The 14,652-nt window shown below is 67.0% G+C and carries 16 protein-coding genes; 11 read left to right on the top strand and 5 right to left on the bottom strand.

The genetic code is table 11. The features are described 5' to 3' along the window. Nucleotides 1-5 precede the first annotated feature (5 nt). The 10 genes from ACTWLI_RS09905 to ACTWLI_RS09860 all read left to right on the top strand — a co-directional run bounded on the left by ACTWLI_RS09905 (nucleotide 6) and on the right by ACTWLI_RS09860 (nucleotide 8,835). Entirely contained in the window at nucleotides 6-887 is an 882-nt protein-coding gene (locus ACTWLI_RS09905; protein ID WP_445153704.1) for a type II secretion system F family protein, read from the top strand. 277 nt (nucleotides 888-1,164) lie between these two features. Next, a complete protein-coding gene (locus tag ACTWLI_RS09900) occupies nucleotides 1,165-1,407 on the top strand; it encodes a Flp family type IVb pilin (RefSeq protein WP_445153703.1) in 243 nt (80 codons plus the stop codon). 103 nt (nucleotides 1,408-1,510) lie between these two features. Continuing rightward, on the top strand, nucleotides 1,511-1,885 hold the full coding sequence (locus ACTWLI_RS09895; protein ID WP_445153702.1) for a TadE/TadG family type IV pilus assembly protein: 375 nt from the start codon (nucleotides 1,511-1,513) through the stop codon (nucleotides 1,883-1,885). After that, nucleotides 1,873-2,910 carry a pilus assembly protein TadG-related protein gene (locus ACTWLI_RS09890; RefSeq protein WP_445153701.1) on the top strand — a complete coding sequence of 346 codons (1,038 nt, stop codon included), beginning with the start codon at nucleotides 1,873-1,875 and terminating at the stop codon, nucleotides 2,908-2,910. The genes ACTWLI_RS09895 and ACTWLI_RS09890 overlap by 13 nt, the downstream gene beginning before the upstream one ends. A 61-nt stretch (nucleotides 2,911-2,971) precedes the next feature. Next, entirely contained in the window at nucleotides 2,972-3,736 is a 765-nt protein-coding gene (gene cpaB / locus ACTWLI_RS09885; protein WP_445153700.1) for a Flp pilus assembly protein CpaB, read from the top strand. Further along, on the top strand, nucleotides 3,733-4,926 hold the full coding sequence (locus ACTWLI_RS09880; protein ID WP_445153699.1) for an AAA family ATPase: 1,194 nt from the start codon (nucleotides 3,733-3,735) through the stop codon (nucleotides 4,924-4,926). Before cpaB ends, ACTWLI_RS09880 begins: the two co-directional genes overlap by 4 nt. Further along, the gene (locus ACTWLI_RS09875) at nucleotides 4,927-6,423 is read left to right on the top strand and encodes a CpaF family protein (RefSeq protein ID WP_445153698.1); all 1,497 of its coding nucleotides are present in this window, start codon (nucleotides 4,927-4,929) and stop codon (nucleotides 6,421-6,423) included. It begins immediately after the preceding gene. Continuing rightward, complete coding sequence (locus ACTWLI_RS09870) at nucleotides 6,420-7,352, top strand: type II secretion system F family protein (RefSeq protein WP_445153697.1); 933 nt, start codon at nucleotides 6,420-6,422, stop codon at nucleotides 7,350-7,352. The genes ACTWLI_RS09875 and ACTWLI_RS09870 overlap by 4 nt, the downstream gene beginning before the upstream one ends. Nucleotides 7,353-7,358: 6 nt before the next feature. Next, nucleotides 7,359-8,240 carry a type II secretion system F family protein gene (locus ACTWLI_RS09865; RefSeq protein ID WP_445153696.1) on the top strand — a complete coding sequence of 294 codons (882 nt, stop codon included), beginning with the start codon at nucleotides 7,359-7,361 and terminating at the stop codon, nucleotides 8,238-8,240. 142 nt (nucleotides 8,241-8,382) lie between these two features. Next, nucleotides 8,383-8,835, top strand: a complete 453-nt coding sequence (locus tag ACTWLI_RS09860; protein ID WP_445153695.1) for an Hpt domain-containing protein — start codon at nucleotides 8,383-8,385, stop codon at nucleotides 8,833-8,835. Here the strand turns inward: ACTWLI_RS09860 and ACTWLI_RS09855 are convergent. Next, a complete protein-coding gene (locus tag ACTWLI_RS09855) occupies nucleotides 8,832-9,593 on the bottom strand; it encodes a response regulator transcription factor (protein WP_445153694.1) in 762 nt (253 codons plus the stop codon). The genes ACTWLI_RS09860 and ACTWLI_RS09855 overlap by 4 nt on opposite strands. A 160-nt stretch (nucleotides 9,594-9,753) precedes the next feature. Between ACTWLI_RS09855 and ACTWLI_RS09850 the strand changes: the two genes are divergently transcribed. Beyond that, nucleotides 9,754-11,445, top strand: a complete 1,692-nt coding sequence (locus tag ACTWLI_RS09850) for a sensor histidine kinase (RefSeq protein ID WP_445153693.1) — start codon at nucleotides 9,754-9,756, stop codon at nucleotides 11,443-11,445. Between the two features lie 22 nt (nucleotides 11,446-11,467). Here the strand turns inward: ACTWLI_RS09850 and ACTWLI_RS09845 are convergent, their stop codons facing one another. The 4 genes from ACTWLI_RS09845 to rpsK all read right to left on the bottom strand — a co-directional run bounded on the left by ACTWLI_RS09845 (nucleotide 11,468) and on the right by rpsK (nucleotide 14,586). Then, on the bottom strand, nucleotides 11,468-12,358 hold the full coding sequence (locus ACTWLI_RS09845; RefSeq protein ID WP_445153692.1) for a tRNA pseudouridine synthase A: 891 nt from the start codon (nucleotides 12,356-12,358) through the stop codon (nucleotides 11,468-11,470). Between the two features lie 30 nt (nucleotides 12,359-12,388). Next, complete coding sequence (gene rplQ / locus ACTWLI_RS09840) at nucleotides 12,389-12,970, bottom strand: 50S ribosomal protein L17 (RefSeq protein ID WP_445153691.1); 582 nt, start codon at nucleotides 12,968-12,970, stop codon at nucleotides 12,389-12,391. 75 nt (nucleotides 12,971-13,045) lie between these two features. Continuing rightward, nucleotides 13,046-14,056, bottom strand: coding sequence for a DNA-directed RNA polymerase subunit alpha (locus ACTWLI_RS09835; RefSeq protein WP_024366109.1), 1,011 nt, complete (start codon nucleotides 14,054-14,056; stop codon nucleotides 13,046-13,048). Between the two features lie 128 nt (nucleotides 14,057-14,184). Continuing rightward, the gene (gene rpsK / locus ACTWLI_RS09830) at nucleotides 14,185-14,586 is read right to left on the bottom strand and encodes a 30S ribosomal protein S11 (protein WP_056737824.1); all 402 of its coding nucleotides are present in this window, start codon (nucleotides 14,584-14,586) and stop codon (nucleotides 14,185-14,187) included. Between the last annotated feature and the right edge of the window lie 66 nt (nucleotides 14,587-14,652).

Raw genomic sequence — 14,652 nt, 5'->3', positions numbered from 1 at the left:
ACTCCGTGCAAACCATTGCTTACGCAGCAATCCTGGCGGTTGTCGCTCCGCTGTCGATCATGACCTGGCTCGCCTTCACCGGGGATCGTGCCGGATTGCGCAACGTTCAGGCAAACCTCGGGCGCGGCCCACAGGACGCCGGTTCGGTGCTGTCCGCGTCGGGCCACTTCGCGGCCCTGACCCGGAAGATGACGCCCAAGGGGTACACCGCGTGGCTGGACAAGCAGCTCGCCGGTGCGGGCCGGCCCAAGGAGTGGCCACTGGGCCGCGTCATCATGGTCAAGCCCCTGCTGGCCCTCGCCGGGGCGATACTTGGGATCTTCCTTGTGGCAGGAAAGCCCACAACCGGCAATGTTTTCCTCATGGTGGCCGTGACCGTTCTTGCCTACTTTGTCCCGGACATTCTCCTGCGGAACCACGCCCAAAAGCGCCGCCAGCGGATCAAGCTTGAGCTGCCGGACGCGCTGGACCAGATGCTCATCTCGGTCCAAGCGGGATTGGGCTTCGAAACCGCCATGGCCCGGGCCGGTCAAAACGGCAAGGGCCCGCTGGCCGAAGAATTGATCCGCACGCTGCAGGACATCCAGGTGGGCCGTTCCCGCAAGGAAGCGTATCTGGCGATGGCCCAGCGCGTGGACGTGCCGGATCTGCGGTCCTTCGTCCGGGCCGTGGTCCAGGCCGATGCCTACGGAATCGCCATCGCGAACGTGTTGAACGCGCAGGCGAAGGATATGCGCGTGAAGCGCCGCCAGCGGGCCGAAGAACACGCCATGAAGATGCCGGTCAAGATGCTTTTTCCGCTGATCTTCACCATCCTGCCGACCCTGTTCATTGTGGTGCTGGGCCCAACGGTCATGAGCATCATGGAGGTTTTCGCCAATAAGTAACACGCGGCCCGACCTCGGACCGCCCTAGACCGGACCCCCTTGGTACCCAGAGCCAAGGGGGTCCTCTTGTGTCCGGACTTTGGGCGTGGGATCCGCGGCCGTTCTGCGGCGGAGCGGGTCGAGCGCAGGATCCGCGCAGGGAATGTACAGGAAATGTGCAGTTTGGGAAGTCTTGGCACAGGTTGTTCGAAAGTCGGATTCCCGGCGTGTCGGCGGTTGCTAAGTTCCTTGCAGTGCTGGTGCAGGGCCAGCCGCCCAACTCGCTCAGGAGTCACCAATGCGTTCCTTCTTCTCCACCATCGCAAACCGCCTTCGCCGCGACCAGCGCGGCGCGACCGCCGTCGAATACGGCATCATGGTCTCCCTCATCGCCGTCGTCATCATCGTCGCGGTCACCATGCTCGGCGGAAACCTGAAGACCACTTTCGATAACGTCGCGTGCAGCGTCAAGGGTGGCACCATGTCCGCCTCGACCACCGCGGCAGACGGAACCACGACCGCGGGTACCTGCTCCAAGTAGTACTCCCGCGATCCACCAAGTGAGGGTTGGGGAAGGCTCCGGCCTTTCCCAACCCTCACTGGTTCCCGCGCCATTCCACAGCGCTCCCAGAAAGGCGGTCCCCATGTCCAAGACAAACGAACGGGGCGCCGTCGCCGTGGAGTTCGCCCTTCTGGCCCCGGTCTTGATCATGGTTCTGCTGGGAATCATGGAGTTTGGCCGCGCCTACAACGTACAGATCTCGCTCTCCAGCGCCGCCCGCGAGGGCGTCCGGGTGATGGCCATCAACAACAGTCCCACCGCAGCCAAAACAGCGGTGAAGAACGCGACAGCCGGCATGCAGCCGGCCCTCTCCGACACGAACATTACCGTCACGCCGGCAACGTGCACCTCCGGCGCCCAAGTGACCGTCAAGATCACCTACACGCTCTCCACCATGACCGGCATCGCCGGGCCGTTCCCGATGGAAGGCAAAGGAGTCATGCTGTGCGGCGGCTAGGCAGTCGAGTTGCTGACGGCGACCGCGAGCGCGGCGGCATCGCCGTCGTCGTTGCCATCCTCATGGTTGCACTGCTCGGGTTCGCCGCCCTCGCCGTCGACGTCGGCATGCTCTACGCGGAGCGCACCCAACTGCGCAATGGCTCGGACGCGGCCGCCCTGGCCATCGCACAAAAGTGCGCCAAGGACATCAACGACGCCGACTGCTCGGCCACCTCCACCCTCGCGCAAGGGCTCGCCAACGGCAATGCGGGCGACGGCGCGAGCAACGTCAAGTCGGTGCTATTGGACAAAGCCAACCGCACCGTCACAGTTGCCGCAGGAGCCCAGGAACCAGGCAAGACCCCGAACCAAGTGTCACTGGTCTTCGCACGGGCGCTTGGCGTCACCTCCGCCGAAGTCTCGGCCACCTCCACAGTCACGTGGGGCAGCCCGGTCAAGGGTCCGACGGCGTTTCCCGTCACGTTCTCGATCTGCCAGGTCCAGGGCCACGTCGATGGCACGTTGCAGCTGCTCCAGAACCACGGCAGCAACGCCAACCCGGACTGCAATTACGGCCCCTCCGGCGCGGCGGTCGAGGGCGGTTTCGGCTGGCTCGTCAGTGACCCCGGGGTGTGCGGCGGACTGATCGACCTTGCGGTCAGCGAGGGAGGCAGCGACCCCGGCAATAGCTCCCCCGCCATCTGCGCGGCCACGCTGAACCGCTGGGCCATCGACCTCACCTCTGGCAAAGAGGTCGTAGTCCTCCTCCCCGTCTTCAACCGCGTCACCGGCACGGGCAACGGCGCCATTTACAGCCTCAAGTCGTTTGCCGCCTACAAAGTCGCGGGCTGGAAGTTCAGCGGCAACAGCACACTGCCGGACACCTTCCGAAACACCGCTCCGGCTGTGCCGTCCTCAGTGGCCTGCGACGGCAATTGCCGCGGCATCATCGGCAGTTTCATCAAGTACGTCTCACTGGCCGACGGATTCACCCTCGGCCCGGTCGACGCCAACGGCGCCACGATCGTTCGGCTCACCCAATAACCCGCAAACCCGTCCCCACTCGACCAGACCAACCGCATCCCACCAGGTTCAGGAGCAGTTTTTGAAGTCACGCTTATTGGCAGGGCTGGCCGCCGTCGTACTGGCCATCGTCGGTGCCATCCTCGTTGTCAGCTACGCCCAGGGCGCCGACACCCGTGCCGTTCAAAATCTGGAGCCGGTGAGCGTCATGGTGGTGCAAAAGGCCGTCCCCGCCGGCACCCCGGTGGAAACGCTGAAGGCTTTTGTCATCAGCCAGGAACTCCCCGGCAAGGCCGTATCCAAGACCGCGCTGAAGAGCCTGGACAAGGAGACCGGCAAGGTCACCGCCGTCGATTTGGTTCCCGGCGAGCAACTCGTGGCAGAGCGGCTGGTTAAGCCCGAGGAGCTGAAGACCAGTGGATCGGTGGAGATCCCCAAGGGGTTGCAGGAGGTGTCCTTCCAGCTTGAACCGCAGCGGGTGGTCGGCGGCCGCATCGCCGCGGGCGACCACGTCGGCATCTTCATCAACCTCAAGGAGGGCGGCATGGAAGGTAAGAAAGAGACAACTCAACTTTCCGTCCACAAGGTATTGGTGACCGCGGTGCAGCGGGCGCCGGTGGCGACACCCAGTCCTGAGCCAACCTCTAGCGGTGCCCCCGTCGAAGACACATCCCTCCCCACCGGCGCGCTACTTCTGACCGTCGCGGTCAACGAAGTGGACGCAACAAAGATCGTCTACGCTTCGAACTTTTCGGACATAGCAAGCCTCTGGTTGAGCAAGGAGCCGCTCAGCGCAGTAGAAGGCACGCGTCCGGGAATCATGACCCGACCGGAGGTCTACAAGTGAGCCGCTTTGTCCTCATCACCCCCAACACCGACTTCGACGCGCGCCTGCGGCAGGCGGTCGCGGGCGGCCTGCCGGGCGGCGTCCAGACCTTCGCCTACATCAACCCGGCCAACCCGGGCGAGCTCTTCGCCAACCTCAACCAGGAGCGGCCCGAGGTCCTGATCCTGGGCCCGGACATCCCGGTGGAGGACGCCCTGCGGCTCGCCACGGTCTTCGACGTCCAACTGCCCGAGCTCAGCGTGATCCTGGTGGGCGAACCCGACCCGGACTTTGTGCTGCTGGCGATGCGCGCCGGCATCCGGGACATCCTCAGCCCCGGCTCGGACCCGGCCCAGATCAGGGTGCTGCTGGAACGGGCGTGCCAGTCCTACGCCAGCCGGACCCGCGCCACAGCCGTCCAGCAGCCGGACAAGAGCCCTAAAGGCCTGGTCATCGGCGTGTTCTCGCCCAAGGGCGGGGTCGGTAAAACCACCATCGCCACCAACATCGCCATCGGCCTCGGCCAGGTCGCCCCGATGGGTGTCGTGATCGTGGACCTGGACCTGCAGTTCGGCGACGTCGCATCCGGGCTGTACCTGAACCCGGAGCACACCGTCACCGACGCCGTCTCGGCCTCGGCCAGCCAGGACTCGCTGGTACTCAAGGCCTTCCTTACCGTGCACCCGAGCAGCATCTACGCCCTCTGCGCGCCCCGGACCCCGGTCGAGGCCGACGACATCACCCCCCAGCAGGTCAGCCGGCTGCTGGAACAGCTCGCCGAGCAGTTCCAGTACGTCGTCGTCGACACCGCCCCGGGCCTGCCCGAAGTGGGCCTGGCCGCGATGGAGCAGTGCACCGACGTCGTCTGGGTCAGCGCCATGGACGTGCCCAGCATCCGGGGACTGCGCTCCGGGCTGGAGATCCTGCGCCGGCTGGACCTGCTCCCCGAGACCCGCCACGTGGTCCTGAACATGGCCGACTCCAAGTCCGGGCTCAGCGTCCAGGACGTCGAGGCAACGATCGGCGCGCCGGTGGACGTAAGCATTCCGCGGTCCAAGGCCGTGGCGTACTCCACGAACCGGGGCATCCCGGTCCTGCAGGATGGCCGCCGCGACCCCGCGGTGAAGGGCCTGCGGCAGCTCGTGACGCGCTTTGACCCGGCTTGGCGGGCCAGTGCCCAAAAGAAACTGCACCGACGGGTGGTGGTCTAGGTGAAGCTCTCCGAGCGCCTTTCCGCCGCGGAGACCGGCGCGCCGACGCAGCCGTCACCTCCGTCACCCGCGACCCCAGCGGCAGCGGCCGTCTCCTCCGACGGCCAGTCCCCGCTGCGGGAGCCGGCAGCGCGGCCGGCGACGGCGGTCCCGGGTTTCGCCGAGCACCACGATGTTTCCCGCACCAAAGCCCAGCATCCGGTCGACGCCTTCGCGGCGTTGAAGGAACGCGCCGCCACCGCCCTGTTTGAACGGATGGGCACCCGGTTCAACGACTCCGCGGTCAAGGAAGACGAGCTGCGCGCCACGGCACGCGATGAGCTAATCCGCATCATCGATGCCGAGCAGGTTCCGCTCTCCACCGAGGAGCGCACCCGGCTGGTCCGCGACGTCGCCGACGACGTGCTCGGTTACGGCCCGCTCCAGCGGCTGCTGGACGATCCGGCGGTCACCGAGATCATGGTCAACCGGATGGACCAGATCTACGTCGAACGAAAGGGCCAGCTCACCCTGACCGACTCGCGGTTCAGCTCCGAGGACCATCTGCGCAAGGTGATCGAGCGGATCGTGTCCAAGGTGGGTCGCCGGATCGATGAGTCCTCGCCGCTGGTCGACGCCCGGCTCGAGGACGGCTCGCGCGTCAACGCGGTCATCCCGCCGCTCGCCGTCGGCGGTTCCTCGCTGACCATCCGCAAGTTCAGCAAGGTCCCCCTGACCGTGCGCAACCTGATCGACTTCGGCACGCTGACCCCGGAGATGGCCGAGCTGCTCAACGCTTGCGTCCGGGCCAAGCTGAACATCATCGTCTCCGGCGGCACCGGCACCGGCAAGACCACGCTGCTGAACGTGCTGTCGTCCTTCCTGCCGCACGATGAACGCATCGTCACCATCGAAGACGCCGTGGAGCTGCAGATCCAGCAGGAGCACGTGGTGCGGCTCGAAAGCCGGCCTCCGAACACGGAAGGCAAGGGCGAGGTCACGATCCGGGACCTGCTGCGGAACTCGCTGCGCATGCGCCCGGACCGGATCGTCGTGGGCGAGGTCCGCGGCGGGGAGTCGCTGGACATGCTCCAGGCCATGAACACCGGCCACGACGGTTCGCTGTCCACCGTGCACTCGAACTCGCCGCGCGACGCCGTCGCGCGCCTCGAAACGCTGGTGCTCATGGCCGGGATGGACCTGCCCCTGCGGGCCATCCGTGAACAGATCGCGTCCGCCGTGAACCTGATCGTCCAGATCTCCCGGCTGCGGGACGGGACCCGGCGCATCACCCACGTGACCGAGGTGCAGGGCATGGAAGGCGACATCGTCACCCTCCAGGACGCCTTCGTGTTCGACTATTCCGCCGGCGTCGACGCCCATGGCCGCTTCCTGGGCAGGCCTGTAGCGACGGGGATCCGGCCGCGGTTCATCGACCGCTTCGAGGACATGGGCATCTATGTGTCCCCGAACGTCTTCGCCGCGCCCGCCCCGGCCGGCAGGGTTGACCGGCCATGAACCTCACTGTAGGCGCCGCCTTCCTGGCCGCTGCGCTGCTGCTGTTCGCCGTGGCCGTCCTCGCACCGGGAGCCGCTCGCGTCCCCCTGGACCGACGGCGGCCCGTCGAGGTTTCACCGGATTCCTCGCTCAGCCGCGTCGCCGGCTCGGCGGTCCAGCTGGCGGATACCTTCTTCGCCCGGCGCAAGATCCGGCTCTTCAACCGGGACGCGCTGGAACAGGCCGGTCTGCGGCTCGGACAGGGCGACTTTTACGTGCTGCTGCTGGTCGGCGCGTTCGTCGGCGCCCTCGCCGGCTTCGTCGTCGGCGGCCCGCTGGTTGCCATCGCGCTGGTGCTGCTGGCGCCGGTGGCCGGCCACCTGCTCCTCACGGTCCTGGCCGGCAAGCGCCGGGCCAGGTTCGACGAGCAACTAAGCGACACCCTGCAGCTGCTCTCCGGTGGACTGCGCGCCGGACACAGCATCCTGCGGGCCATCGACGCCGCCGGCAGCGAATCGCAGAGCCCCACGGCCGAAGAGATGCGCCGCGTCATCACCGAAACCTCGCTGGGTCGGGATCTGCTCGCCTCGCTCAACGACACCGCCGAACGGATGCGCAACGAGGACTTCGTCTGGGTTGCCCAAGCCATCCAGATCAACCGCGAAGTGGGTGGCAACCTTGCCGAGGTGCTGGACCAGGTGAACGAGACCATCCGCGAGCGCAGCGAGATCAAAGGCCACATCAGGTCTCTCGCCGCCGAAGGGAAGTTCTCCGCGTACATCCTGATGGCCATGCCGGTGGGTATCGTGCTCATGCTGATGCTGGTCAACCCCGGCTACATGAACGTCATGTTCACCAATCCACTGGGCTGGGGCATGATCGCGGCCTCCGTGATCCTGATGACGATCGGCGGCCTGTGGATGCGCAAGATCATCGACTTGAAATTCTGAGGCGCCATGAGTCCCCTGATCCTTGCCGCGTTGCTCCTGGTCTGTGTGCCGACGGCGTACCTGACCTGGTCGCTGCTTTCCGTGGACCGGAAATCCCAGCGCGCCATCCGGCAGATGCCGCTGCAGGGCAACGGTACTGTCGAAGCAGCCGCGCCCAAGCAATCGGCCCTGCTGGACCGAGTCGGCCACGCCCTGACGCCTCCGGCCTACGCCCGGAAACTCGACCGGCTGCTGTCCCTGGCCGGCCGCCCGGCCTCGCTCCCCCTCGGCCGTGTGCTGGCCGCCAAGCCGTTGCTGGGACTCGCCGGCGCGCTCCTTGGCCTGTGGCTGGCCAGCACCCCGGCTCCGGTATTGAAGCTCGTGGGCCTTTTTGTGATGCTGCTGGGCTACTTCATCCCTGACCTACTGCTGTACAGCAAGGGCCAGGAACGCCAGAAACACATGCAGCTGGAACTGGCCAACACCCTGGACCAGATGCTGATTTCGGTTGAAGCGGGCCTGGGTTTTGAAGGTGCCATGGCACGGGCCGGCGAGAACGGCAAGGGGCCGCTGGCCGAGGAACTGGTCCGCACCCTGCAGGACATGCAGGTGGGCAGGAGCCGCCGCGAGTCCTACCAGGCCCTGGCCGAACGGACCAGCATCCCGGAGCTGCGCAGCTTCGTCCAGGCCGTCGTGCAGGCCGACACCTACGGCATTGCGATCAGCAGGGTGCTGCGGATCCAGGCCAAGGTGATGCGCGTCAAGCGCCGGCAGCGGGCCGAGGAGAAGGCCATGAAGCTGCCCGTCACCATCCTGTTTCCGCTGCTCTTCTTCATCTTCCCGGTGCTCTTCATCGCGATCCTGGGACCCGCGGTGATCAATGCCATCGAGACCTTCAGCGGCCAGTAATGACGGCCCCAGCGAACGCCAAGACAGGCGCAAAACGGCCGTCACCGGACCGGGAGATTTCCGGCGGAAGGATAGCCGCAGGGTTTCCGCAGGATCCCCCGCCGCCTCCGGCACCGGTTCGAAGAGCGAGTACCGTAGTGGCATGTCTCTTTTAGCTGCCTGCCCCGATGAGGGGAACGCCGGCCCCGTACCCGCCACCGTGTCCCCCTCAGGCGCAGGCTCGTCGGCGGCGGCAGAACCGGCGCCGCTGGTGGACCCGGCTGCCCTCCAGGAGCTGGGCGAGCAGGTCAACAGCGCCGCACTGGCCAAGGGTTTCGCGCGGGACTTTTCGCAGATGTGGGAGCAGCGCTACGGTTCCCTCGCCGGCGCCCTGGACCGCCGCGAGCAGGGCGCCGCCCTCGACGCCGTGCTAAGCCTGAAAACTTCCTCGTCGATGGTCGGCGGCCTGCGGCTGGCCGGCCTCGCCGGCGAGCTGGAGGAAGCGATCCGCCGCGGCGACTTGGAGCACGCCGCCTCCCGGCTGCCTGAGGTCGCTGCCCGCGGCCGCGAAACCGTGGCGGAGCTGCAGTTCAGCTACGTCCTCTGGGACGGCTAGGACCGCTCCGGGGCCAGCCGGTAGCCCACGCCGCGCACGGTCTGCAACCAGCGCGGCTGCAGCGGATCCTCCTGCAGCTTCCTCCGCAGGTTGCCGATGTGCACCTCGACGGCGCGTTCATCAGATTCGCTGATGTAGGCATCGGCGCGGTAGTACTCCCCGCGAACCACGCGTACCAGTTCCGTCTTGGACCGGACAGCTCCGGCGCCCTTGAGCAGCGCGTGCAGGAGGTCGAACTCGCTGCGGGTCAGGGCGAGCGCTTCGCCGTCCACTGCTACGGAGCGCATGTCCGGGTTCAGCGCAAGTCCGTTGTGACGCAGCACGTTGTCCGGGGCGGCGTCGGCCTGTGGCCGCTGTGCAGCACTGCCCGGGGCGACGTGGCCCTCCCGCCGGGGACGGCGCATCATCGCTGCTACCCGGGCCCTGAGTTCGCGCGGCCGGAACGGTTTGGTGAGGAAGTCATCCGCCCCGGTGTGCAGCGCGGTCAGGGTGTCGAGCTCGTCGGTGCGCGCAGTCAACATGACGATATACGCGTCGCTGAACTGCCGGATCCGCCTCAGCACTTCGAACCCATCGATGTCGGGCAGGCCAACGTCCAGCGTGACCACGCTGGCGTCCCGTTGCCGGACGACGTCGACGCCCTCCCGGCCCTCGGCGGCGGAATGGACCTCGAAACCGGCCTGCCGCAGCACGCCCTCCACCAGGTTGCGTACATCCGCATCGTCCTCAACGACGACGGCCACCCCTAGGTCAGTCATGCCCACCCTCACATCCGCTGCTGCACACGTTCTGTCACCATACCCGCGCCAAGACACCATTCCGGGGTACGGCGCAGTAACACCGCCAACACTAGTATGTTTTGTGTCAACTTGACGTGACAGGGATGTAAACTCCAGTTGCGAGGAAGGGGCTGGCGCAGTGGATGAATGGCGGTTGAATCGCGGCGCGGGCATGGGCCGCCGGTTCGCCGACCTGCCCCTGCGTTTCCGTGTGCTGGCCTGCCAGGCGCCGCTGACACTGTTGTTCGCCGCCGGCCTGGCGGCGGCACCGCCAGCCTGGGCCCTGCATGTGGGCACCGCCTGGGGCCAGGCCGCCCTCGCCCTTCATGCCGCGCTCCTGCTCTCCTCCGCCCTCGTCCCGTGGCAGCGCTTCGGCCGCTCGGCCCCGTTGGTGATCCCTTTCCTGGACCTGGCCGCGATCGGATTCAGCCGGGCCGCGGCAGCAGGGGAGCTCCCGGGCCTCGGGGTGCTTACCGTGCTTCCCATCGTCTGGATCGCAGCCTCCCGGCTCTCCCCCGCGGTGGTGGTCGCGACCGGACTCCTTGGGCCCGTGCTGGCTGGACTGCCCTGGATCCTGTCCGCCCCCGCCGGGGAAGCCGGGAAGCGGATCCCCACCATCCTCCTCCTTGCCCTGATGACGGCGGCAGTCTCCCTTGCCATCCAGGCCGGCCGCGCGCAACTCCGGCGCCAGCAAGCCAAAATCGCGGCCAAGGAAGCCCAGCTACAGGCTCTGCTCGCGCAGAGCCGGGAGCGCGAACGGCTGCTGAACACCATCCTCGACACAGTCGACGTCGGTATCGTCGCCATCGGCGCCGACGGCCGGCGCCTGCTCACCAACAGCTGGCAGTCCCGGCTCGAGGCATCCGCCGCACCCGCTGGCTCCGCAACGGACGGCGCCGCCGGGGACCAGGAGGGGGAAGCGAACCTGCTGCTGACCGGCCTTGACCGGTCAACGCCGCTGCCGCCCGGCCGGCGTCCACTCCGCCGCGCCCTCGAGGGCGGGTCCTTCGCCGACCATCTGGTCTGTTTCGGGACGCCGCCCGGGAGCCGCGTCGTATCCACCGCCGCGCAGCCGCTGCGCAACGACGACGGCGGCTTCCATGGCGCCGTCGTCGTCTACAACGAGGTGACCGGCCTGGTCAACGCCCTCGCCGCCAAGGAAGACGTCGTCGCCACCGTCTCTCACGAGTTCCGGACCCCGCTGACCTCCATCATCGGCAACCTCGACCTGGTCCTGGGCGAGGAACTGCCGCAGGCTGTGCTGCGCAGGCTCGAGGTGGCGCAGCGGAACGCCGAGCGCCTGCTGGCGCTCGTCTCGGACCTGCTGATGTCGGCCAACTCCGCCGTTCACGTCCAGCCGCGCCGCACGGACCTCGCAGGCCTGGTCGAAGCCAGCCTCGGCTCCGCGCAGGCCCACGCCCATTGCGCCGGGGTCTCCCTGGCGATGGACGTGCCGGCGCCGCTGTGGGCGAACGTTGACCCGCTGCGGATCAGCCAGGCCCTGGACAACCTCGTCTCCAACGCCATCAAGTACTCCCCCGACGGCGGCGCGGTGACCGTCTCGGCGCGGGCATGCGACGGGCGGCTGCTGTTGCGGGTCGAGGACTCCGGCATCGGGATGACCGCCGCGGACGCGGAGAAGGTGTTCACCAGGTTCTACCGCAGCCCGGCGGTCCGCGACGGCGCCATCCCCGGCGCCGGCCTGGGCCTCTCCATCACCAAGGCGATCGTGGAAGGCCACGGCGGCTCGATCACCTGCAGCACGTTGCCGGGCCGCGGCAGCACCTTCACGGTCGAGCTGCCGGCGGACGGTACGCCGCCCTCGTTCTAGGGCACAGCGGCCGGCGGACGGGCTATGCCCTCCGCGCCCGGGTGAGTTCGGCGCGCGCCAGCAGGCCTTCCGCAGACGGGTAGGCCACCTCTTCAAGGACCAGCGGGTGCGGTGCGGCGAGCACGGACCTGGCGTCCCGCTGCCGGGCGACCAGCCGCTCATAGAGCCATGCGGGAGGCTCGGCCCCGGCCCCGACGTAGAGCGCCGAACCGACAAGCGAGCGGACCATGTTGTGGCAGAACGCGTCCGCCTGGACCGTGGCGACGATGACGCCGTCGGCGCCGCGGGTGAAGTCGAACCGCTGCAGTTCCCGGATGGTGGTGGATCCCTCGCGCGGTTTGCAGTAACTCCGGAAATCCTGCAACCCCAGGAGGCGGGACGCGCCCTCGTTCAGGAGCGCCGTATCCAGGCGCTCCTTGTGCCAGAGGGTCAGGTGCCGGCCGAGCGGGTCCCAGAGCGCCGGACCGTCCGCGATCCGGTAGCTGTAGCGGCGCCACAGCGCCGAGAAACGCGCATCGAATCCCTCCGGCGCCAGCGCTGCCCGGTGGACCTCGACCGCGCCGCCCAGGTCCCCGAGGACGCGGCCCAGGGCTCCGCGGAGCCGGCGAAGCAGCGACGACGCCGGGTCAAGGGAAGAGCTGCGGCCCAGCCCCAGCCACTCCGCCTCGCTCAGGTCCAGATGGACCACCTGGCCGCGGGCGTGGACGCCGGCGTCGGTGCGGCCCGCAACCGTCACCCGGACCGGCCGGCGGATCAGCAGCGCGAGGGCTTCCTCCAGGGCTCCCTGCACGGTGCGGAGACCGGGCTGCAGTGCCCAGCCGCTGAACGGACCACCGTCGTAGGACAAGTCCAAACGGATACGCAAAAACCCGCCGCCCCCCAAATCGGGGGCAGCGGGTTTGAGCTCGTTCATAGACCTAAGTCTATAAGAACGCGGTGGGAACTACTTGGCGTCCTTCTCGGACTCCTCGGCAGCTTCCTCGGCGGCCGGAGCCTCTTCGGTCGCAGCGGCTTCGGTCTCAGCAGCCTCAGCCTCGGGAGCCTCTTCGGTCTCGGCGGCTTCGGTCTCGGCGACCGGAGCTGCTTCAGCCTTCTCGGCGTCCTTCTTCTCAGCATCGCGCTGCGCGGCGGAGGTAGCCTCGGCTACGACGGCCTGCTTGGCGGAAACCGGCTCCAGCACCAGTTCGATGACGGCCATGGGGGCGTTGTCGCCCTTGCGGTTGCCGATCTTGGTGATGCGGGTGTAGCCGCCGTCGCGGTTCTCGACTGCCTGGGCGATGTCGGTGAACAGCTCGTGGACGACGCCCTTGTTGCTGATCAGGCCGAGCACGCGGCGGCGGGAAGCCAGGTCGCCACGCTTGGCGAAGGTCACCAGACGCTCTGCGTAGGGCTTCAGTCGCTTGGCCTTGGTCACCGTGGTGGTGATCCGCTTGTGCTCGAACAGTGCGGCTGCCAGGTTCGCGAGCATGAGACGCTCGTGAGCCGGGCCGCCACCGAGGCGCGGACCCTTAGTGGGGGTAGGCATAACTATTTCTCCTCATATGGAAGCCGGCGGGCTGTGCACGCTGCGGTGCGTCCAGCCTGCTGGCCAAGATCTGTTTTAGAGCTCGTCGTCGCTGAACGCGGCGTCGTCCTCTTCGATGGCTGCGGCGCGGGCTGCGAGATCGAAACCGGGAGGGGAGTCCTTGAGGGACAGACCCAGTTCGACGAGCTTCGCCTTGACCTCATCGATGGACTTCGCACCGAAGTTGCGGATGTCCATCAGGTCAGCCTCGGAGCGGGCAACGAGTTCACCCACGGTGTGGATGCCCTCACGCTTGAGGCAGTTGTAGGAACGGACGGTGAGGTCCAGATCCTCGATCGGAAGCGCCATGTCTGCTGCCAGGGCAGCGTCCGTCGGCGACGGGCCGATCTCGATACCTTCAGCTGCGGTGTTCAGCTCGCGGGCCAGACCGAACAGTTCCACCAGGGTGGTGCCTGCCGAAGCAACCGCATCGCGCGGGGCGATGGCCTGCTTGGTCTCGACGTCGACAATGAGCTTGTCGAAGTCGGTGCGCTGCTCAACACGGGTAGCTTCCACGCGGAAAGTAACCTTCAGGACCGGCGAGTAGATCGAGTCGACCGGGATGCGGCCGATCTCGGAGTCGCCGGACTTGTTCTGAGCTGCCGAAACATAGCCACGGCCGCGCTCGATGGTCAGCTCGAGTTCGAACTTGCCCTTCGAGTTCAGCGTGGCAATGTGCAGATCCGGGTTGTGGAATTCGACGCCGGCCGGCGGAGCGATGTCCGCGGCGGTGACGACTCCCGGGCCCTGCTTGCGCAGGTAAGCAACAACCGGCTCGTCGTGCTCGGAGGAGACCGACAGGTTCTTGATGTTCAGGATGATCTCGGTGACATCTTCCTTGACACCCGGAACCGTGGTGAACTCGTGCAGCACGCCATCGATCCGGATGCTCGTGACAGAGGCACCGGGGATGGAGGAGAGCAGGGTACGGCGGAGGGAGTTTCCGAGGGTGTAACCGAAGCCCGGCTCCAGCGGTTCAATGATGAAACGGGAGCGGTTATCGGAGACGACCTCTTCGGAGAGGGTGGGGCGCTGTGCAATGAGCACTTAGGTTTCCTTTCGGCGAGCATCCGCTATATGACGCAACACAGGTGGTGGAAAGATCGGTCTAATGGCTTAACGCGGCGGGGGCCTGCCCGGACCCGTGAGGATCCGGGCAAGCTCCGGTCAAGAAATTAGACGCGGCGGCGCTTCGGCGGGCGGCAGCCGTTGTGCGCGCTGGGGGTGACGTCCTGGATGGAACCCACCTCGAGGCCAGCGGCCTGCAGCGAACGGATTGCGGTCTCGCGTCCGGATCCCGGTCCCTTGACGAACACGTCAACCTTGCGCATGCCGTGCTCCTGTGCACGCTTCGCAGCGGCTTCGGCGGCCATCTGGGCGGCGAACGGGGTGGACTTGCGGGAACCCTTGAAGCCAACCTCACCGGACGAAGCCCAGGAGATGACAGCACCGGTCGGGTCCGTGATGGACACGATGGTGTTGTTGAACGTGCTCTTGATGTGCGCCTGACCCAGCGCGATATTCTTCTTGTCCTTCTTACGCGGCTTGCGGACCGCACCACGAGTCTTCGGGGGCATTATTTCTCCTACAGAAAGTTATTTGGGGAAGCGAACGCTTGAGCCCTCAATTGCCGGATTCCAGGA

This window comes from Arthrobacter sp. Hor0625 (assembly GCF_052567525.1).
This window is presented reverse-complemented; position numbering and strand designations above follow the sequence as displayed.